Below are 20,938 nucleotides of genomic sequence, written 5' to 3'. Positions count from 1 at the left end.
ATGGATCTGTTACTGTCACACCTGTCAAGGTCACGTTTCCTGTGTTGCTCACATCGAATGTATAGGTGATCACATCTCCTGCACCATCATAGGTAGAAGGTGAAGCACTCTTCACGATGTTGATGGACGCATCCTTCACTACCGTGATCGTCTCACTGTCTGTATCGCTCACTTCCACATCGTCAGGATCATTGCCTGTCGCTGTAGCAGTGTTGTCCACCTGACCCGCGTCCATGTCGGACTGAGTGATGGTATAAGTGGCTGTGAACACCTGGTTCTCGCCCGGTGCCAACGTCACCGGATCAGGAGTGATCGCGCTCAATCCAGTCAATGGATCTGTTACTGTCACACCTGTCAAGGTCACGTTTCCTGTGTTGCTCACATCGAATGTATAGGTGATCACATCTCCTGCACCATCATAGGTAGAAGGTGAAGCACTCTTCACGATGTTGATGGACGGAGTCTGAGTTGCATTTACAGTTTCTGTATCCGAGTTGGATACTACTCCATTTCCAGAAGCAGTAGCGATGTTAGTTACAAAACCTGCGTCAATATCAGCTTGTGAAATGGTATAACTTCCAGTTGCGGTTACACTAGCTCCCGGTGCCAATGGACCATTCACATCTGCAATACCTGCGATTTTATCATCTGAAACGCTGAATGGACCATCGAGAGTCACATTACCTGAATTAGTGATCACATAATCATAAACAACCACGTTACCGACAGCTGAATATGGATCTCCAGATTTAACCTGCTTATCTAAGGTCAATTCATAATTTTGACAAACAGAAACGACCGTAGGAGTATCGTTGTCTACTGCTGTTCCTGATAAGTCAGATGCAGTAAAACCATTGGCATCTCCACTTGCAGTAGCTTGGTTTTGCACCTGACCATTTTCAATATCCGTTGCTGTAATAGTATAAGAAGCAGTATAAACCCAAGTTTCTCCAACACCTAATTCTGCATCACCATTTCCATCATCAGAAAGGGTTAATGCCACAACAGGGTTTGGAGCCTCAAAAAGTGGATCAGAAATCTGAATATTGGTTAATGGGAAGGTTCCATTATTATTTAATGTAAAAGTGTAATTGATAATTGGGCTTAAAGTAGGGTCCAAACAATCCTCACCAATTGGTCCATTGGTCGCTTCTTTAACCAATGTAAGACTACAGGTTCCTATAGACACTTCAACAGGTTTAATCAATTCACAACCTGTTAGGGCATTGAAACCTTTAATGTAATAAGTACCACTAACACCGACCGCATTGGGGTTATTTAATTCCTGAGTAGCTTGATCATCTAGCCAATATGTATAGGTCAAACCTGCAGATGACCCACTTGTCACTGCTGGATCAGTTAGATCAACTGTATTGGGCTCACAAACTGCGGGTGGAGCATTAATAGAAAGTGTGATAGGATCATTTACAGTAACATCAATTTGAATTTCGTCAGAATCCGCTCCTTTAGTAGAAGTTAACGTAACGGTATAAGTTCCTGCAGTGGCATAAGTATGAGTCGGGTTTGCATCATTAGAAGTATTTCCATCCCCAAAATCCCAGGAATAGGAAAAGGCAACATTTTCCTCACCCCCAGTAGAAAAATTAGTGAATGAAACATCACGATTTTCACAAAAAGTTTCAAACTCAAAATTTGCAACAACAGGAGTTTCAACTACAAAACCTTCTCCGACATAATCACATTGAGAATTACCAGCAGTCGAAGGGCAAGACTTATCATTAGGCTTGGCATTACCTGTTTTCCAAGTCTGATAAACATTCTTTATTTCGACTTTAGATCCATAATTCCATGTAAAATTAGAGATAAAAACTTCATTCCCATCTTCAATATTGACAGTATTTCCATTACCATCCTCAACAACTATACAAAGGGCTCGTCGACCTTGAGGCTCCCCATCAATAATTTGAGGCTCCCCATCAATAAAAAGGTCATATTGAACATGGAAATTGTAACCTTGACCACTAACTGCAAAAGTGACATATATTTCCCCATCAATTGGAGTCCCAATTGGAGTTCCTATAAGATCATTTGGATCAAAAGTTTTCCCAGTATTTGGATCTCTAAAATCTACCGCGATTATCCTAAGATTATTCTGGGAACACGAAGGCGGATTATCTGGATCAATAAAAAAAGGAGTTGAAGGACTAACAACGGCAGGCACTTCTTGAGCTTTAACCTGTGTGTTACCTAAAAAACCTTGGAGAAAAAAAAGCAGAAGAAGAAGTAGAATCCTGAAGTCCAAAAAACTATTCTTTCCCGATAAAAATCCACCCTTTTGGGGCTGATCGCTAAATTGATGATTGGATAAATACTCCATATCGTTATTATTTAAAATTTCTCGAGTTCGTAAAACTTTCGTCAATAATTAACTTTTATTAATTTCTTATTGAATTATTTCAATTTTTAGCAATCAAAATCATAAATAATTCAACATTTAATAACCATTAGATTTTCATGTTTTGCCTTAAAAGGAATAATGTCAATCCAATTATGCGTTAAAAATACATTTTTTTGCTTTTCATATCCAAATAAATGCATGAAAATTTTTTTACGTAATGCATTTTTTTTGTTGTGAAATTATTTTTCCAGTATTTAAAATTGATTTTAAGGGGCTTAAAGGGGCTAAATAAGCAAAAAAAGCTATCTCATTGAAAATCAGAAGATTTTGGAAAAAAGAAAAAATACAATTGCTCCCTATGCACAATATCTATATACAGACTAAAAAAATTGTTTTTCTTTTAGATAAAAGAAGAAAATTAGTATCTACGACCAAGCAATCAACTCTATAATGTCCCAAGAAATAATCTCATGCTTTGAATCTCAAAAAACTACTGCAATTCAATGGAGAACTTCTTCTCGTAAAGAAAGAGCAGAACGAATCATCAAAATTCAAAAGTGGATTGAAAGAAATATCTCCAGAATTCAAGAAGCCCTACACGAAGATTTAAAAAAACACCCAGCCGAAACAGATCTTAGCGAAGTCTATCCTGTGACCGCAGCAATTAAGCATACCCTTAAAAACCTAAAAGCCTGGATGGCACCTAAAAAAGTTGCTCCAGGACTCTCCATGACAGGAACCAAAGCAAAAATTTTCTACGAACCTAAAGGAGTATCCTTAATTATCAGCCCATGGAATTACCCATTCAACTTAGCTATTGAACCCTTGATATCAGCTTTGGCAGCAGGCTGTCCAGTAATTTTAAAACCTTCTGAACTATCTCCCCATACCTCCGGATTAATACAAAATATGGTAGAAGAAATTTTTGACCCTTCTGAAGTCCAGGTTTTTAATGGAAATGCAGAGGTGGCTAAAAAACTTCTTGAGCTCCCATTTGATCATATATTTTTTACAGGCAGCCCTACCGTAGGAAAACTCGTAATGGAAGCCGCTTCTAAAAACCTAAGCTCCGTTACTCTTGAGTTAGGAGGGAAATCCCCTACAATCATTCATAGCGACGCAGATTTAAATGATGCTGCTTTCAAAATCATATATGGAAAATTTTTAAACTGTGGACAAACCTGTATTGCCCCAGACTATTTATTGGTCCACAAGGATATTAAGGACCAATTACTTATGGAGCTTAAGGTAGCCATTCAAAAAATGTATGACCCTCAATATAAAGGAATTGAAAAATCGGCGGATTTAGCAAGAGTCATTAACCTAAAACACTTTAATCGGCTTAACTCTTTAATAGAGGATTCAAAATCAAAAGGTGCAAAGGTGGAATTTGGTGGAAATTCTAACCTTGAAACACTATATATAGAACCTACCCTCATATCTAATATCACTGAAGAAATGGATATCGCTGAAGAAGAAATATTTGGCCCACTACTTCCAGTCCTTTCCTACACAACAATTGAAGAGGCTATTTCCCTAATTAATAAAAAGCCGAAACCACTAGCCTTATATTATTTTGGGGAAGAAAGCGACACCTATAAAAAGGTGATTCATGAAACTAGCTCAGGAAATGTGGTCTTTAACGATTGCGTGCTACATTTTATTCATCCTAACTTACCTTTTGGAGGGGTCAATAACAGCGGCATTGGAAAATCACATGGTTATTATGGTTACCTTTCTTTTTCCAATGAAAAGGGTATTTTAAAACAAAGAGTGGGCTTTAACAATTCTACCTTAATGAAACCACCCTATGATAAAAAGACTCAAAAAATTATTTCAGCTTTAATCAAATGGTTATGAAAAGAAAACTTTTTACAATTCGATTTTTATTTGCCCTAGCAATACCACTGCTTTTATTTTCCTGCAGCTCCGATTCGAAAGACCCGGTATTAGAACCGATCGCTGCAATGGACATTTATGATGAGTCCTATGGAAGTGACGAAGATAATTCTATGGATATTTTTTTACCGGAAGGCAGAACAAAAACTTCCACACCAGTATTTATCTACATTCATGGTGGGGCTTGGAACAGTGGTGATAAAAGTGAAATATTAGCTTTTAGGACATTATTGGAATTTTCTTTTCCTGGATATGCGATAATTTCACTGAATTATAGCTTATATGATTTAGGAACAGGTACCGGTCAGTTCCCAGCTCAAGAAAATGATATCATAGATGCGATTAACTATATAGAATCGAAAACAGATGACTGGAATGTATCCGATGAACTTATTCTCGCAGGTGCAAGCGCAGGAGGTCATTTGGCCCTCTTACATAGTTATAAGCATCCAGAAATCGGTAATATTCAGGCCGTAATGGCTTTATTTCCTCCAACAGACTTGATCTCATTGTATGATTTTAATATCCTAACCCAACAAGGATTGCAACTATTGCTAAATGGAACTCCAGAAAACCAAGAAACTGCATATCTGGAATCTAGCCCTACTAATTATGTAACCTCTACAAGCGTACCCACGGTCTTCTTTCATGGTACGGAAGATGTGGTAGTCCCTATTTCACAAAGTGAATTATTAGAAAGTAAACTAAAAGAGGCAGGTGTTTCTTATTATTATGAAGCGATTCCAGGCCAAGGCCATGGGTTTGGACTCAGTACCTACCCCATTATTATTCAAAAAGCTGCTGATTTTATTAATAGCGAACTATAAAAAAACCCCGCTATTGCGGGGTTACCAATTTTTTTAGACTCTTTCCAGTCCCGTAGACTGTGCCCTCGATTTGATGGCATTTACTACTTTTTCCGAAGGTTGAAGCTTGATCTGGTTTAATTGCTCCAAGGTGCTCAGCATTTCTACGTATTCTTCCATCAATGACTCGTCATTGTGTAAGGCTTGCACTAAAAGATCTTGTTCATCCTCGGTCATTTCCTGATAGATATATCTCATCAGGTCATTTGGGGTAAATAGTTTTGTCATAGGCAACATTAAGATGTTTCATTTTTTTTCTTAAATGAATTAGCGCATACCTCATTCTTCCCAATGCAGTATTGATGCTAACTCCAGTTTGATCAGCAATTTCCTGAAAACTCATATCCAGGTAATGCCGCATAATTAATACTTGCTTTTGTGCTTCTGGAAGCTCTTCAATCAACCTTTTGACAAGCTCAACTGTCTCATCTCTCATTTGACGATCTTCGACCGTTTCTTCCGCAAATCGCAACGAATTGAAGACATTTGAACCATCTTCCATTAATATCATTGGATATCGCTTCGCTTTTCTAAAATGATCAATAGCCAAGTTATGAGCAATACGCATTACCCAAGGTTGAAATTTACCCTCCTCATTGTATTTATCAGAATTGAGGGTATTCACAACTTTTACAAATACCTCCTGCAACAAATCTTCAGCAATTGCCTGATCCTTAACGATCAAGAATATTGTGGTATAAAGTTTACTTTGGTATCGATCTACCAAAAGATCAAAGGCAGCATCATTTCCACTTCTATATTGTGAGATCAAATCGCTGTCTTGAGGTCCTTTTCTTTTACTCATCTTCAGTTGGTTTATGAACAACGTAGAAGTCTATACCATAGTATTAATTAAGTGTGAAACAAAATGAAAGAATTTTAAAAATATGATTTACGATACACCCCTGCAAAGAAAACTACTCTTTTTGCATCATAAAATGCACGAAAATCTAGAAACCAAATATTATTTCGTATTATCGAACTAACACTAAATTTTTGGAATCCTTATTTAAATTGTAAGAACGGAAAGAACCAAGGTTCATGCCAAAAAATGTTAAACCCTATTCTTTCCTAAGACTATTTTACCACCCTACATTCATGAGTTTTACATACCATTGATTAACTTCGTGAAATCGATTAAAATTAAATTAGAAGATGGAATTAAGCGGAAAGATTATACAAGTTCTACCAGAAGTAGGCGGTAATTCTAGAAATGGAAATGCTTGGAGAAAGCAGGAATATATTTTAGAAACAGAGGGTAATTACCCAAAAAAAGTCTGTTTATCAATTTGGGGTGATAAAATTGATCAATTTTCACTTCAGGTAGGCGAGCAAGTAACTTTAGGTGTAGATGTTGAAAGTAGAGAATATAACGGAAGATGGTATACGGATGTAAAAGCTTATAAAGTAGATAGAACAGGCAATGGGGCACCTAGCACTCCTTCAGCTAACGAAATGCCTGAAGTAAGCAGTTTTCATTCAGACAGCGATGAGGATACGCTACCATTTTAATTGAAGGCAGCTCATGTGGGATGATTTTGATGAAAATTCAGAATGGGACGATGAGGATGAAGAAAATTTTAACAATCCTCAGGACCGGATTTATAAACATCCTTTGATGCTAAAAGCCAGAGACATCATTGCTTTAACTCATGCTTTGGTAGGTAGTCTAGACGAAGCTAGAAAAGAATTATATGGAGGCTTAATGATGGAAGATGCAACAATAATGAGTTCCAAATTTGCAGGTACCGAAGGCCTGGAGGATTTTGTTGCAAAAATGGAAAATGCGACCATCATGAAAGTACATGCTAAAAGCCTAAGAGCAATGACTTACCAGCTTGCTGTAGAGTCCACTCATGCCGAAGAGCATTTGCAGTTGCTTCGAGATGCTATTGAAGAGTATCGAGTGCTTTTTGTGGAGTGGATCCAAGGTTTTGATGCCAATGAAAAATACGATGATGGTTGGGGAATTTTTACAGACTAAAATTTTCCTCCACCAAAGCTAAAGCCCATCCATGCGCCGAAGAACATCAGTAAAAGCGTAATAAGGATCACTAAAATGAGGATATTCAAAGGAACTTCCCATTTTTCACCTCCCACGGTAAATCGAATTGGTTTCTTCCAGTTCATAGTATAAAAAAATGCGGCCTAGGCCGCATTTTTCATTTCTTTAAAATCTCCTTCCACCCTTTTTTTTCTAGTTGCAAAGCAGAAGCTTCTACTTTTTCTCTTAAAGAGGCTTTGAATTCATCCATTTTTGAAGCTACCTCCTGATCAAAGGATCCCACAATGGAAGCTGCCAAAATTCCGGCATTTTTTCCTCCATTTAATGCAACCGTAGCTACTGGAATCCCAGAAGGCATCTGAAGGATGGATAAAATACTATCCCAACCATCTATTGAATTGGAACTTAAAATTGGGACCCCAATCACAGGCAAACTCGTCAATGAGGCTACCATGCCAGGCAAATGCGCTGCTCCTCCCGCTCCTGCCACTATGACTTTGATCCCTCTTTCACGAGCAGAACCCGCATAATCAATCATACGCTGAGGGGTTCTGTGAGCCGAAACCACAGTCAATTCATATTCAACCCCTATTTCCTCTAAAAATTGGGCTGCTTCTGACATAATTGGGAGGTCGGACTGGCTTCCCATGATAATTCCTACTGATGGCTTCATTAGATGGATTTGATTTTAATTAGGTCTTTTATTTTCAATGCTTTGGTTTTGAGTTGGGATACATCTTCATCTAATACAGTCACATGTCCCATTTTTCGAAACGGCTTGGTTAATTTTTTACCATACATATGAATGTAAACGCCCTTTTCTGCCATAGCAACTTCCTGTCCCTCTACCACAGCGGGGCCTGTAAAGCCTTCTTCTCCCAATAAATTAATCATGGCTGCTGGGCATCTTAATTCAGGATTACCCAAAGGCCAATTCATCACTGATCTTAAATGCTGCTCAAACTGGGAGGTAAAGTTTGCCTCAATCGTATGGTGTCCGCTATTATGGGGTCTTGGAGCAATTTCATTTACCAACACTTCTCCATCTTTGGTTACAAACATTTCAACAGCCAAAATCCCAACCATTCCCAATTTTAAAATTACATCTTTAGCAATTTCTTTGGCTTTCTCTTCTACCTCTTTGGAAATTTCTGCTGGGGCAAATAAAAATTCCACCAAATTAGCTGTAGGGTGAAAAGCACATTCTACAGCCGGATAGACGGTCAAATCTCCGGCCTCATTTCTAGCGACCGTAACCGCAATTTCTTTATCAAAATCAATTAATTTTTCCAATAAGCCAGGCGCATCAAACGCTTTGTCCAAATCCTCTTCTGATTTTAAGACTTGTACCCCTCTTCCATCATACCCTTCTTTTCCTAGCTTGTTCACTGCAGGAAGGAAACTTTTATTGTGGATAACTTCAGACTTATCTGCTGTCAAAATGAATTCCGCAGTAGGAATATCGTGTTGTTGATAAAATTGTTTTTGCTCACGCTTGTCCTGAATCAATTGAAGAATCTTAGGTTGTGGATAAACTTTCTTCCCTTCGGATTCAAGTTTTATAAGCGCCTCAGCATTAACACTTTCAATTTCCACCGTAATCACATCACATTCCTTTCCAAATGCATAAACAGTGTCAAAATCCTTAAGAGAACCTACCGTAAATTTTTGAGATAGGTCCTTGCAAGGGGCATTTGGATCTGGATCCAAAATGTGGATATCTTGGTTGTAATTAATTGCAGATTGAATCAGCATTCTGCCTAACTGTCCTCCACCGAGAACTCCTAAAACAGGGGATTGATTTTTATTCGCCATAGCTAAAATTGAATCACAAAAATACGAGAATCTGGGGGAAGGAAAAACTCATTCCTACTCTTGAAACCTGATTCCCATCAACTCCATTAATTTATGTGCATTAAAACTTGGGCATGGCCCTCTTTTTAATTTATAATCAAAGTTGATGGTATCATCCAAAATCTCCGAATGAAAACTTCGGTTTTCAACGCCTGCAATCTTTCCTTCTAAAGCTGACAGTTCTATATCATGTGTACTGACAATTCCTAACCCTTCTGTTTTTGCTACCTGTTTAAGCAAAGCCTCACTACCCGCTATTCGATCTTCTGTATTAGTACCTTTTAGAATTTCATCCAATAGAAAAAATATTTTCTCATTCTTCTCCAATCGCTCAATCAAATTATGAATTCTACTTAGTTCGGCATAAAATGAACTGACAGACTCTCCTAAATTATCCGTATTCCGCATACTGGTGTAGAGCTGAAAATCACCCATTTTAAACTTACTCGCAAATGGCTTCAACCCAAGATTTGCCATGACCGCATTTATACCAAGTGTTCTCATAAATGTCGTCTTTCCACTCATATTGGCCCCAGTCAACAGTATAAACCTTTGGCTTTGTCCTAGTTGAAAGTCATTCGCAATTGCTTTCTCAGGTTTCAACAAGGGATGGGAAACTTCTAATCCCTCCAAGACTGCAGAATCTTCAAATTGGAGATCTCCATGAACACCAATTTCATGCTCAAAGGCACCCAATGAAATTAAGACTTCCCAATCTTCTAACAAGTTGGGGATTTTGGCCATATCTTCTCCATGGGTATTTATCCATGTCTGAAATTGCTTCATCAACATCAAATCAGTCCATAAGAGTAGATTGAAAGGTATATAAAGTATATTCAATCTATTATCAATCCACATCCCCAGTCGATCCAATTGTTTAAAAAGTTGAGAAGCGCTTTCCCTTTTGGTAAGAATTAACTGATGCTTTTCTTTCAATAAAGCAGAGGAAAACTCCATTTTCTCCAATTCAAATAACCAGGTAGTATAGGCTTTCAATTGGCTCCTAGTCGGAAGCTTTTCAGATGCTTCCTTCAAAAATTTGAAAACATACCCCAAAGGGATTAATCCTAGCAAAATCCAAACTCCTACTATAGCTCCGGGGATAACTCCAGCTATAGACAATCCTACCAATATCAACCCGAAAACTGGACCTAGAATTGACAAAACAGAGATGTAAAAGGGGATTTTTTTCTCCCTAGTAAGTAATTCCCGCCAATGTGAAGAGGATTTTTCCTCTGAAAAAAATGCAATCCCACAGCTCTCAATTGCTTTTAACAAGCCTGGCTTTCCTGCTAATTCCTCACTTGCTTTTTGAAGCTTTTTAGCTTCTTTTTGATCAAAGGAGCTTTTCATTAAATCCGCCAACTTTTTCCTCGCACCTTTTGATACGGTATGATTTACCAGTTGAAATAAGGAGTGCTCTCCAAAAAGATCCAAGTCATTGGCAAAAGGGTGATTTTTGTCTTGAAATTCTTTTCCTTGGTCAATTCCTACCAGTTCCCGGTCTTTCCTTTGACCTGCCTGTCTATCAATTAAAATTAGGGCATTGTAAATCGCTTCTTGGTCCTTTTTATAGTTATATTTCTGAATAGAGATAATAAAAATAATGATCGCAGCTACCAATGGTAAGGCCCACAATACTGATTGCGATAAGGTCAACACCCCAAAAATTCCTATCCCTACAAAAATAAGGAGCCTTAAAAAAGATAAACTTCCAGCATTGCTTTTTACTTGAGCAATTTTACCCGGAAGATCATCCATATCATAATCAAATCCCTTCATGCCCAAAGATAGTACAACCAACCCTGCCTGAAAAAGGATTCTTAACAAACAACCGGAAAACGATTCACGTAGAAATATGTAAACCCTATTACTATGAAAAAAGGAAAACAAAAGTCAAAAGAAAAACCTACTAAAGAGGTTTATGCAGAAGATTGGGATTTAGAAAATGGCATGGGGATTCTACCAGAAGACATTTCTCTCACTCAAAATATCGGCTGTGTTGGAGGTCGGAAGAAATCCAATTCCAACAAGAATTCAAATGGCAATAATGGCGTTTCTTCCTAATTTCATATAAGAGGGTATTTCTGTATTTTTATAAAGAAATAATAAACCTTTTATTTATAAGTAGGTAGGCACGATTTTTACTATTCTTTTATACTCTTTTATACCAACCCATAATTATATGAACCATTTTACAAAGTTTCACTCACTTTTATTCTTAGCATTGGTAGGCCTTATTGGGTTTTCCTGTAATTCTGAAGATGATACCCCTGCTGTAGCAGACACTTCCATTGTTGTCGAAGTATCACAGGTAAACCAAAAATTTGAAGATCTGGATAACCTGACCTTAGCAGTGCTCGAAAACTCTGGTTTAGGAGCACGTAAATCCACTATTGCTGCCGGAGATTTTTGTGCTTCAACAGTAGTGACAAGCAATTTAGAGCAAAAGTTAATCACAATAGATTTTGGGGCAGGCTGTGAAAGTCCAAACGGAGTTAATAGAAAAGGAAAAATAATTATTTCTTATTCTGGAAACCTTTTAGTACCTGGTGCAAACATTGTCACCACCTTCGAAGGCTACGAGGTAAATGGGTATAAAATTGAAGGGACTCGAACCATTACCAATACCAAACTGGACATATTTACAAGCACGATTACCCTCGCTGTCAAAATAGAAAATGGAAAAGTAACTTTCCCTGATGGAAAGTTCGTAACCATCAATACCAATGAAATCAGAGAAATCACCTTAGGTAGCGCTGGGTATGAAGCCAAATTAACTGGAACAGCTAGCGGAAAAAGCCTAGAAGGTAATGACTTCACCGCTACCGTTACCGAAAGTCTTATCATTACACAATCCTGTCTTGAATCTGGAATATTTAGCCCTAGCAGTGGCCAAATCCAGTTCACCTACAAAGGAACATCCATGACCTTGGATTATGGTTCTGGAGAATGCGACAAGACTGGTACGATCACTTATCCAGGAGGCACCAAAGACATCACTTTCGATTAATCTTATTTGATTTTCTCAAAAACGGCTATCTTTCGAGGTAGCCGTTTTTGTTTTATGGAAAAGAAAAAAATTGATGGGTATGACCATATCCGTTACAAAAGAGCCCAAATCTCCTCGGAAGAAATGATTTCAAAATCTGAGGAATTCTTCCTTGAAATGGATCAACGAAGAACAGTGAGAGAATTTGATCCGAGACCAATTCCAATGGAGGTAATCGAGAATATTATCAAAACTGCAAGCACGGCTCCCTCAGGCGCCCATAAGCAACCTTGGACATTCTGTGTAATCTCAGATCCAGGAGTCAAGAGAAAAATCAGATTAGCCGCAGAAGAAGAAGAGAAAATCAGTTACAGCGGTAGAATGAGTGAGACGTGGAAGACAGATTTAAAACCTTTAGGGACTAATTGGGAAAAACCATTTTTAGAAGAGGCTCCTTACTTAATTGTGGTGTTCAAGCAGTCTTATGGCATGGAAAACGGAGAAAAAGTCCAACATTATTATGTCAGCGAATCCGTTGGAATAGCTTGTGGGTTTTTAATTGCGGCAATTCATCAAGCAGGATTAGTAGCGGTCACCCATACTCCCAGTCCGATGAATTTTTTAAGCCAAATTCTTCGTCGCCCTTCCCATGAAAAACCCTTTTTATTAGTACCAGTAGGATATCCCAAGGAAGAAACCTATGTACCTGATATTCATCGAAAATCTCTTGATGATATTATGGTAAGGTTTTAAAAAAAGGCGATCAATAAATTTTTGATCGCCTTCTTTAAAATTAATTGCGATTTATGATTCTTCTTCTGCCGCCTTTTCTTTGATTTGGTGAACCACTCGTTGAGGGAATGGTATTTCAATTCCATGCTTTTCGAATTCCGAATTAATCGCTTCCATACCCGCAAAATACATTGGCCACATGTCAGCTGATTTTGCCCAAACTCGGACCACAATGTCCAAAGAGCTATCCCCAAAATTATTCAATGCAACAAAAGGTGCCGGATCTTTCAATGCTCTAGGGTCATTCTCAAAAATGTTTAAGATAATCTCTTTTGCTTGCTTAATATTCGTACCATAGGCAACTCCCACCTTTAACTCAGCTCTTCTTGTCTCTTGCGTACTCATATTGACAATATCAGAATTTGCCAGATTACCATTGGGGATAATCACTTCTTGATTATCAAAAGTCATCAAATGGGTATACAGGATCTGGATTTTTGCAACGGTTCCAGTATGGCCCTGAGCGACTACCACATGCCCTACCTTAAATGGTTTAAATGCCAATATCAATAAGCCCCCTGCGAAATTGGATAAGGAACCTTGAAGCGCTAAACCTATAGCAAGACCAGCGGCACCAAATATTGCTAAAAATGAACTTCCCGGGACACCTAAAATCATTAGGACACCCACAAAAACCACTGCATATAGTAGAATCTTGGAGAAGCCATAAAGAAATTCGTTCAGGGAAGGAGCGTCATCTCTTTTATCTAAAAAGCGCTTTAATCCCGATAAGATTTTCTTGACAATAAACTTGGCAACGAAGTAAAAAATTAATGCGCTAATAATCCGAAGAGCGATCTCTATACCAAAACTAATACCCTCTGCATAAAGTGCATCTGTAGTTTCTTGAGACAATTCAAACATGATAAATAAATTTGTTGGTTGATGATTATAATAAAATTAAAACTTGCCATCGAAAAGCCCAATGCCAGCTGATTTCAAAATTCGGCAATTGAGCTGAATTTAATATCCTTTCCCAATCTCGTTTAGAAAAGCTTCTTAATACCGACAAAGGAGCGTCATTTTGTACCATTTTGGATTTGCTAAATAACCTAGTCAGTACTTTGATACTGTAATAAGCAAACCAATGCCGGTGCAAATCATTGATGACAATTCCCACAAGGGATTTTTCCCGAAGTGATTTGAGAAGATCAATAAGTTCTTGATCTGTAAAATGATGTGTAAAGAGCGTACAAGTAGTAATATCTACTTTGCAATCTGAAAACCCTGGTTCAAATACATTTTGAACTTCAAAAGTAATTTCGGATTCATTTGATAACCTAACCAGTGCAAGGTCAATAATGTTCCGATTGGCGTCAATTCCTATAAATTTGAACCTATTTTTTTGGGATCTGGACCAATCATACATCACTTTGATCATATCCCCACCACCGCAACCAATATCCGCTACCTCATAAGTTTCTTGTGGTTTCAGTTTGACCAGTTTAGCAATTCCGGAAGTGGTTACATAATTTCCTCCTAGCCACTTATTGATGATTTTCAATTCATTCAAGGTATGGCTGAGTTCCTCTCCTCCACATTCCAGATTATCCATCAATTCTTTTTCGTAGCTCCTTTGAGAAAATTTGCCCATTACTTTTCTAAATGAAGCGTTTCCAAAGTCAAGCCCGGCCCAAACCCAAGTGATAGAATATCCCCGGATACTGCCTCATCATGAAGCATCCGTTCCAGCACAAAAAGTATAGTTGCTGAAGACATGTTTCCAAAATTTCGCAGGACTTCCAATGAATGGAAGTTTACAGATTTAGGTAACCCAAAGGCTTCTTGAACTTTGTTTAGAATTTGTTTCCCTCCAGGATGTATGGCAAAATGTTTTATTTTGGAAACCTGAAATTTTCTTTCAAACAAATCTATTAACTGGTGTATTCCCAAATCCAATAAGGAAGGGATATATTTTGTCAATCTCATTTCAAAACCAAAATCTCCTATGCCCCAAGCCATGTCCTTTTCTCCTTCCCGAATTACCTGACTTAGGTAGGATTTTATTTTCAAGCCGTGATCTGATTTTTTTAATAAGGCAGCTGCTGCTCCATCTCCAAAAAGAGAATTAGCTAGAATATTATCTTCAACATACTCTTTCTGAAAATGTAGGGTGCATAACTCCACAGACACCAATAATACATTTGCATCTGGTTCTGCTTTCAGGATTTTATCAGAAAGTTTAATCCCGGTAAAAGCCGCATAACATCCCATAAAGTGCAAGCAATAACGCTCCACGGAATCATCTAGCCCCAAAAGATTCATTAATTCAAGTTCCACACCAGGTGCTACCATCCCCGTACAGGAAACCAAAATAAGGTGTGTCACCTCTTTTGCGTGTACGGCAACTCTATCCAGACATTTCTTGGAAGCTTCTAAAGCTAGCTCTGGTGCCGTTTTATTAAAAACCCCCATCCTAGATTTGGTTCTAGGGAATGGAGATAATTCTTGATTATTTGGAAAAAACGTAAACTCGCTAGGGTCTTCTTTTTCAAAATCCATCAGTACACTATGCCTGGTTTCAATACCCGATTTTTTATATAAAAACCTTAGCTTTCTGGCCTCCACTTCATCGAGTTGATGGGCAAATTTCATAAAACCTGCTATAGAAGCCTGTTTGATTGGATACCCTGGGTTGGCTAAGCCAATACTGACGATGCTGGAATTCATATTCTTAAGTTAAGGGATATTTTCTAAATTGAATCGTAGCAATACAACCTTCTCTACTTAATAAAGTTATTAGCGCAATCAGAACTACAATATGATCACTGTTTCCAGTTTAAAGCATTTAAGAATTCATTTTTCATTATTCCTGATGCCCGTATTCTTTTTTGCGCTAGCAATCACACCTAACCTTCAAGAATTGAGAATACTATGGGTTTTTCTATCCTTGCATTTATTCTTGTACCCTTCCAGTAATGCTTACAACAGCTTCTATGATCAGGATGAAGAAAGCATTGGAGGATTAAAAACTCCCCCCAAAGTCACCCCGGACTTATTTTGGTTATCCTTGCTCTTTTTTGCCTTAGCTATATTTATTGGACTCCAGATCAATTGGCAATTTGCCTCCATGGTTCTCCTTTATGGCTTGGTAAGCATGGCCTATAGCCATCCCGGAATAAGAATTAAAAAATACCCTTGGGCAAGCTGGTTTATCGCTGGTTTTTTTCAGGGCTACTTCACCTTTGCCATGGCTTATGTAGGCTTGAGCGATTTAACGTGGACCTCTCTCTTAAAGCCCCATGTGATCATTCCAGGCATGTTGACCAGTATGATGCTTTGGGGATCTTACCCGCTGACCCAAGTTTATCAACATCGAGAAGATTCCAAAAGAGGAGATTTGACTCTTAGCCTAAAACTTGGAATTAAAGGAACATTTTTCTTTTCAAACCTCTGGTTTATCTTAACTGGTATCGCTTTCATAGGGTATTTCATAAGTAAAAATCAACAGGAAATAATCTGGGTATATCTAGGCGCAATGGCTCCCATTATCTTGTATTTTTTACTTTGGTTTAGCTTCGTAAGAACCAATCCTGAAAAATACGCAAACTATAGCTGGGCCATGGGAATGAATACTATCTCTGCTTTATTCCTAAATGCTTTCTTTATCTATTACTTTTTCGAAAACACCCAGATTTTACAGGTCTTTGGCTATTAAAATGGTCTCCCATGAGTATTCCTTACAATGAAATTTGCGATCACCGGAAAATTCCCAATCAATTTTCCAGCAAAAACTGAACTATTCTTGGCTCCAAAAAGGGTTTGAATTTGTCTTCCAAACCATAGTCTTTTTTGAAATAGATCCTTCCATTGTTGTTCGTAATGCCTTTCAACCAAGTTCCTTGGACCTCCTTTTATAATCGATTCCGCAGCTAATTTGCCAGATTGAATTGCCATCGCCATACCATTCCCACAAAGAGGTGTAATCAAGCCTGCAGCATCTCCTGCCATCAGGATATGATTTTCAACTGGTTTTTTTGGCTCAAAATTAATTTCATTGATGACTTCAGGTTTATCAAACAAGAAGTCACTATTTTTAAATAAGTCCTTTAAAATGGGATTTTTCCACAATCTCTCAGTCTCCATCTCTTCTATAGAGCCAAATTTTCTCAACTGCTCTTTACTTCCCAAATAGCAGATATTAAATTTTTCGTCCTCAATGGCATTTATTCCACAATAGCCCCCTTCAAAATTATGCAAAGCCACCGTGTCTCTTAGAAAATCTGTTTTCACATGATATTTGACTCCAATAAATGGACTTCTTCTCTCTATAAAAGGTCTTTTTAAAGCTTTATCTAGTTTTGATCGCTTCCCAAAAGCTCCAATTACATAGTTGGAATAGCTCTTGGAACCATCCGATAAGGTATAACAAAACTGATTTTCATTCTCCATAAACTCCACTTCAAACACTTGTGTCTTGAGCTTCATTTCTACTCCAGCATTTAATGCTTGTTGATATAAAAAATGATCAAATACGAATCGACTGATCCCAAAACCGCCTAGATCCAAGGGAATGATTGTTGAATTTCCCAATACGTCAGAAAATAAAAAATTATGTATTTGTGGGAAGGTCAATTCTTTGGGAAATAGTCCTTCACGTTCCAAAAAATCCCGTGCTTCATTGGACACATATTCACCACAAACCCGATGTAGGGGATACTCCTTTTTCTCGATCAAAAGTACTCTTTGTCCATTTTTGGCTAGCAAATAGGCTGAAACTAAGCCTGCCAAGCCTCCCCCTATTATAACAACTGAATTTGTATTACTCAATGTTTTCCCTTTAGCTCATGGATTAAACCGCTTATCAAATAATTAGTTTTGGAAAATAACCTTACAGGAAAATCAAGGTTATTTTGACAGCAATTGAAAGCTTAAACTAACAAAAAATTATGCAACCCAAATTATTAAAGAGATTTACTCTGATGCTATGTGTCATGTGTGTCTTTTTACATGCTGAGGACTCTTTTGGTCAAAAGAAAAAAAAGAAAGACTCCAAAAATGCTCCTGCAGTCACCTCTACCCCTGCAAAACCTAATGGCTCTAAGTCAGGCCCAAAACCTTACTCAGAGGTAATCACCAAAGAGGCAAAATCAAAAGATGGCCTTTTTAAAGTTCACCAAATTGATGAAAAGTATTTTTATGAAATTCCTGAATCCATGTTCGGGAAAGATATGCTGATGGTAACTACCATTGCCAAAACAGCAGATGGTATTGGGTATGGAGGGGAACGCACCAACACACTGATGCTAAGATGGGAAAAAGACAATGACAACGTATTATTGAGAGTGGTTTCTGTCAACAATTTTGCTGCAGATTCACTGCCTATTTCGATGGCAGTTAAAAACTCCAACTTTGAACCAATTCTTCAAAAATTCGATGTCAAATCAAGATCTACTGATTCTACAGGAGTGGTGATTGAAGCGACTGACTTATTCAGCAAAGATGTTCAAGCTTTAGGTTTACCTAGAAACAGAAGAACTGGTTTTAAAGTAACTCGCCTGGACAGTGAGCGATCCTTCATACAGCATATTCATACATATCCAATCAATATTGAAGCAAGATATATCTTAACCTATAATGCTTCTGAGCCACCTTCCAACAGTTCCACTGGGCTAATCACCTTGGAAATGAACTCCTCTATGATCTTACTTCCTGAGAAACCTATGATGCAACGATTAGCAGACAGAAGAGTAGGTTGGTTTAGCAGATCTATTGTGGATTATGGTTCCGATGCCCAAAAAGCTGCCAATAGAACCTTCCTTGATCGCTGGAGATTGGAAGTAAAAGAAGAAGATGTTGAGAAATTTAAAAGAGGAGAACTTGTAGAACCAAAAAAGCAGATTGTTTATTACATCGACCCTGCTACTCCTGAGAAGTGGGTACCTTACCTGATTGCTGGTGTGGAAGATTGGCAAGCGGCATTCGAAGAGGCTGGTTTCAAAAACGCCATCACTGCCAAAAGAGCTCCTAGCAAAGAAGAGGATCCGGATTGGAGTCCAGAAGATGCTCGTTATTCAGTGATTAGATATTTCGCTTCTGATATTCAGAATGCCTATGGCCCTCACGTTTCTGACCCAAGAACAGGTGAAATTTTGGAATCAGATATTGGTTGGTACCATAACGTAATGAACCTTCTAAGAAATTGGTTCTTTATTCAGACTGCAGCCATCAACCCAGATGCAAGGAACGTCAAATTTGATGATGAAGTAATGGGTAGATTGATTCGTTTTGTATCCTCCCATGAAGTTGGGCATACGTTGGGCCTTCCTCACAACTTTGCCTCTTCTCACGCTTATCCGGTTGAGAAATTGAGAGATGCTGAATTCACCAAAGCAATGGGGACGGCACCTTCCATTATGGATTATGCTCGATTCAATTACATTGCACAGCCTGGTGATGAGGGAGTTAGTTTGATGCCTAATGTAGGGCCTTACGACAAATATGCAATTGCTTGGGGCTACAGACCTATCTTAGAAGCTAAAACACCAGAAGAAGAACAGCTGACATTGGATCAGTGGATTACATCTAAAAATGGTGATCCTATTTATAGATACGGGCGTCAAGGAAACAGTTATGACCCAACTGCTCAATCTGAAGATTTAGGGGATAACTCCATGAAAGCCTCAGAGTATGGAATTGCTAACTTGAAGCGAATCGTTCCAAATTTGGATTCTTGGACTGCTGAACCTGACAAACCTTTCAAAAACTATGATGACTTGGAAGAAATGTATGGGCAAGTTGTCACCCAGTTTAACAGATATATGGGGCATGTTAGAACCAATGTTGGTGGAGTGGCTGAGGTGTATAAATCTTCAGGACAAGGCGAGGCAGTGTATACACATACCCCAAAAGAGATTCAAAAATCAGCAGTTGCTTTTCTTAACAAAGAGTTATTTGCAACCCCAACTTGGTTGATGGATGATCAAATCTTTGCAAGAATAGATGACTTTGGAGCATTAGAGAGAATCAGAGGTGTTCAAGTGAATGCTTTAAATGGTGTATTGGAATGGGGAAGGCTTGGTAGAGTCATTGAAAATGAAGCATTGAATGGAGCTAAAGCCTATTCCATGGTTGAACTTTTTGAAGACTTGAGAAAAGGCATCTGGACTGAACTAGCTTCTGGTAAAACCATTGACGTTCACAGAAGAGCACTTCAAAGAGCCCATATCGAGCGATTGGAAGTTTTACTTACACAAGATGAGCCTTCCGTTTCTGCTGCATTCAGAAGATACGTGGGGCCTCAAATCAATGCCTCTCAATCTGATATTCGTCCGATGGCAAGAGGGGAATTAAAAACACTACAAAGACAGATCAATGCCGCTATTTCCAGAACATCTGATAGAATGTCTAAACTTCATTTGGAAGATCTTTCAGCTAGAATTGATGCGATCTTAGATCCTAAATAAAACCTTCCTAATCAGGTATGATAGAGGTTCCTATTTGGAGCCTCTTTCTTTTCCAAGGCAAATTTTTCTAGTAATTTAGCGTTGTCAATAAGAGATATGTCCAACCCACATTCCATATTACAAAGTCACAAACTGCGAATTACCGACTGCAGACTGGAAATAATTCGAGAATTTCTCGAAAAGCAAGTCGCTTTGGCACATGCCGACTTAGAAGATAGCTTAGACAATCAATTTGACCGGGTTACGATTTACAGAACCTTAAAAACATTTGTAGACAAAGATGTTATCCACAAGGTTTTAGACGATAGTGGGGGAGCAAAATATGCGCTTTGTTCACATGAAGAGCATGAAGCGCATAGTCATGAACATGTACATTTCAAATGTGAAAAATGTGGAGAAACCACTTGCCTGGAGTCAATTACACTACCGACTATCAAACTCCCAAATGGGTTTCAAAAAAAAGAAATGAGTTTATTGGTGCAGGGTATCTGCGATAAATGCCATTAAAACTCCACCGGTTCTGTCCTGGATCCTCTTGGCACATCAGACGGCCAGATAACACCAGGAGGCAAATCAATCTTTGGTGGGGTCATATCTTCCACACCTCCATCTCCATCATCTCCGTTACTGTCTCTCTTTTTTAGAGAGTTGCGAGTAAGGGTGGCTACGAAATATATTAAAATCACATACGCCAACCCACAGAGCACCAGATCTATTACTAAACTACTCATGGCTAAAAATTTTATATAAGATAATCCAATACAT

Annotated in this window: 22 protein-coding genes; 10 read left to right on the top strand and 12 right to left on the bottom strand. The window is 38.3% G+C overall.

Going from position 1 to position 20,938, the window contains the following annotated elements:
- Window positions 1-2,338: DUF7507 domain-containing protein (locus JYB62_RS20070; protein WP_205646325.1), on the bottom strand; the 2,338-nt coding region annotated here is incomplete at its 3' end.
- Window positions 2,339-2,809: 471 nt separating this feature from the next.
- On the opposite strand from JYB62_RS20070, the gene JYB62_RS15535 reads away from it, so the two are divergent.
- Entirely contained in the window at window positions 2,810-4,219 is a 1,410-nt protein-coding gene (locus tag JYB62_RS15535; protein WP_205646324.1) for an aldehyde dehydrogenase family protein, read from the top strand.
- The gene (locus JYB62_RS15530) at window positions 4,216-5,085 is read left to right on the top strand and encodes an alpha/beta hydrolase (RefSeq protein ID WP_205646323.1); all 870 of its coding nucleotides are present in this window, start codon (window positions 4,216-4,218) and stop codon (window positions 5,083-5,085) included. Before JYB62_RS15535 ends, JYB62_RS15530 begins: the two co-directional genes overlap by 4 nt.
- Window positions 5,086-5,118: 33 nt before the next feature.
- Here the strand turns inward: JYB62_RS15530 and JYB62_RS15525 are convergent, their stop codons facing one another.
- On the bottom strand, window positions 5,119-5,352 hold the full coding sequence (locus JYB62_RS15525; protein ID WP_074226106.1) for a hypothetical protein: 234 nt from the start codon (window positions 5,350-5,352) through the stop codon (window positions 5,119-5,121).
- Complete coding sequence (locus JYB62_RS15520; protein WP_074226105.1) at window positions 5,327-5,929, bottom strand: RNA polymerase sigma factor; 603 nt, start codon at window positions 5,927-5,929, stop codon at window positions 5,327-5,329. Before JYB62_RS15520 ends, JYB62_RS15525 begins: the two co-directional genes overlap by 26 nt.
- Before the next feature lie 350 nt (window positions 5,930-6,279).
- Between JYB62_RS15520 and JYB62_RS15515 the strand changes: the two genes are divergently transcribed.
- Window positions 6,280-6,636: a DUF3127 domain-containing protein gene (locus JYB62_RS15515; protein WP_205646322.1), complete on the top strand. Its 357-nt coding sequence runs from the start codon at window positions 6,280-6,282 to the stop codon at window positions 6,634-6,636.
- Between the two features lie 13 nt (window positions 6,637-6,649).
- Complete coding sequence (locus tag JYB62_RS15510; RefSeq protein WP_205646321.1) at window positions 6,650-7,108, top strand: hypothetical protein; 459 nt, start codon at window positions 6,650-6,652, stop codon at window positions 7,106-7,108.
- Here the strand turns inward: JYB62_RS15510 and JYB62_RS15505 are convergent.
- Genes JYB62_RS15505 through JYB62_RS15490 form a run of 4 tightly spaced genes read right to left on the bottom strand, consistent with a single transcriptional unit; the run spans window position 7,105 to window position 10,813 of the window.
- Window positions 7,105-7,254: a hypothetical protein gene (locus JYB62_RS15505; RefSeq protein ID WP_205646320.1), complete on the bottom strand. Its 150-nt coding sequence runs from the start codon at window positions 7,252-7,254 to the stop codon at window positions 7,105-7,107. The two genes, JYB62_RS15510 and JYB62_RS15505, sit on opposite strands and share 4 nt — an antisense overlap.
- Before the next feature lie 32 nt (window positions 7,255-7,286).
- Window positions 7,287-7,802: a 5-(carboxyamino)imidazole ribonucleotide mutase gene (gene purE, locus JYB62_RS15500; protein WP_205646319.1), complete on the bottom strand. Its 516-nt coding sequence runs from the start codon at window positions 7,800-7,802 to the stop codon at window positions 7,287-7,289.
- The gene (locus JYB62_RS15495; protein WP_205646318.1) at window positions 7,802-8,944 is read right to left on the bottom strand and encodes a 5-(carboxyamino)imidazole ribonucleotide synthase; all 1,143 of its coding nucleotides are present in this window, start codon (window positions 8,942-8,944) and stop codon (window positions 7,802-7,804) included. Before JYB62_RS15495 ends, purE begins: the two co-directional genes overlap by 1 nt.
- A gap of 54 nt (window positions 8,945-8,998) precedes the next feature.
- Window positions 8,999-10,813, bottom strand: coding sequence for a MutS-related protein (locus tag JYB62_RS15490; protein ID WP_205646317.1), 1,815 nt, complete (start codon window positions 10,811-10,813; stop codon window positions 8,999-9,001).
- 45 nt (window positions 10,814-10,858) lie between these two features.
- Here JYB62_RS15490 and JYB62_RS15485 point away from each other — a divergent pair, with 45 nt between their 5' ends.
- The 3 genes from JYB62_RS15485 to JYB62_RS15475 all read left to right on the top strand — a co-directional run bounded on the left by JYB62_RS15485 (window position 10,859) and on the right by JYB62_RS15475 (window position 12,728).
- Window positions 10,859-11,050: a hypothetical protein gene (locus JYB62_RS15485; RefSeq protein WP_205646316.1), complete on the top strand. Its 192-nt coding sequence runs from the start codon at window positions 10,859-10,861 to the stop codon at window positions 11,048-11,050.
- 118 nt (window positions 11,051-11,168) lie between these two features.
- Entirely contained in the window at window positions 11,169-11,996 is an 828-nt protein-coding gene (locus tag JYB62_RS15480) for a hypothetical protein (protein WP_205646315.1), read from the top strand.
- Window positions 11,997-12,050: 54 nt separating this feature from the next.
- Entirely contained in the window at window positions 12,051-12,728 is a 678-nt protein-coding gene (locus JYB62_RS15475) for a nitroreductase family protein (RefSeq protein WP_205646314.1), read from the top strand.
- A gap of 51 nt (window positions 12,729-12,779) precedes the next feature.
- On the opposite strand, the gene JYB62_RS15470 is transcribed toward JYB62_RS15475, so the two are convergent.
- From JYB62_RS15470 to JYB62_RS15460, 3 genes are read right to left on the bottom strand one after another with little or no spacing between them, the layout of a single operon-like run.
- Window positions 12,780-13,631 carry a mechanosensitive ion channel family protein gene (locus JYB62_RS15470; RefSeq protein WP_205646313.1) on the bottom strand — a complete coding sequence of 284 codons (852 nt, stop codon included), beginning with the start codon at window positions 13,629-13,631 and terminating at the stop codon, window positions 12,780-12,782.
- 25 nt (window positions 13,632-13,656) lie between these two features.
- On the bottom strand, window positions 13,657-14,361 hold the full coding sequence (locus JYB62_RS15465) for a methyltransferase domain-containing protein (protein WP_205646312.1): 705 nt from the start codon (window positions 14,359-14,361) through the stop codon (window positions 13,657-13,659).
- A complete protein-coding gene (locus tag JYB62_RS15460) occupies window positions 14,361-15,437 on the bottom strand; it encodes a type III polyketide synthase (RefSeq protein ID WP_205646311.1) in 1,077 nt (358 codons plus the stop codon). The genes JYB62_RS15465 and JYB62_RS15460 overlap by 1 nt, the downstream gene beginning before the upstream one ends.
- Window positions 15,438-15,528: 91 nt before the next feature.
- On the opposite strand from JYB62_RS15460, the gene JYB62_RS15455 reads away from it, so the two are divergent.
- Window positions 15,529-16,425, top strand: coding sequence for a UbiA family prenyltransferase (locus JYB62_RS15455; protein ID WP_205646310.1), 897 nt, complete (start codon window positions 15,529-15,531; stop codon window positions 16,423-16,425).
- Here the strand turns inward: JYB62_RS15455 and JYB62_RS15450 are convergent.
- Window positions 16,422-17,537 (bottom strand): NAD(P)/FAD-dependent oxidoreductase, encoded by a 1,116-nt coding sequence (locus JYB62_RS15450; protein WP_205646309.1) that lies wholly within the window; start codon window positions 17,535-17,537, stop codon window positions 16,422-16,424. The genes JYB62_RS15455 and JYB62_RS15450 overlap by 4 nt on opposite strands.
- A 119-nt stretch (window positions 17,538-17,656) precedes the next feature.
- Here JYB62_RS15450 and JYB62_RS15445 point away from each other — a divergent pair, with 119 nt between their 5' ends.
- A complete protein-coding gene (locus JYB62_RS15445) occupies window positions 17,657-20,173 on the top strand; it encodes a zinc-dependent metalloprotease (protein ID WP_205646308.1) in 2,517 nt (838 codons plus the stop codon).
- A 96-nt stretch (window positions 20,174-20,269) separates the two neighbouring features.
- On the top strand, window positions 20,270-20,680 hold the full coding sequence (locus JYB62_RS15440) for a Fur family transcriptional regulator (RefSeq protein ID WP_205646307.1): 411 nt from the start codon (window positions 20,270-20,272) through the stop codon (window positions 20,678-20,680).
- On the opposite strand, the gene JYB62_RS15435 is transcribed toward JYB62_RS15440, so the two are convergent.
- Window positions 20,677-20,904: a hypothetical protein gene (locus JYB62_RS15435; RefSeq protein WP_074226089.1), complete on the bottom strand. Its 228-nt coding sequence runs from the start codon at window positions 20,902-20,904 to the stop codon at window positions 20,677-20,679. The two genes, JYB62_RS15440 and JYB62_RS15435, sit on opposite strands and share 4 nt — an antisense overlap.
- Window positions 20,905-20,938 lie beyond the last annotated feature (34 nt).

This window comes from Algoriphagus lutimaris, from assembly GCF_017051705.1.
In the GTDB taxonomy this organism is placed as follows: domain Bacteria; phylum Bacteroidota; class Bacteroidia; order Cytophagales; family Cyclobacteriaceae; genus Algoriphagus; species Algoriphagus lutimaris.
Note: the sequence above shows the minus strand (reverse complement) of the source record. Positions and strands in the feature narration are given on the sequence as shown.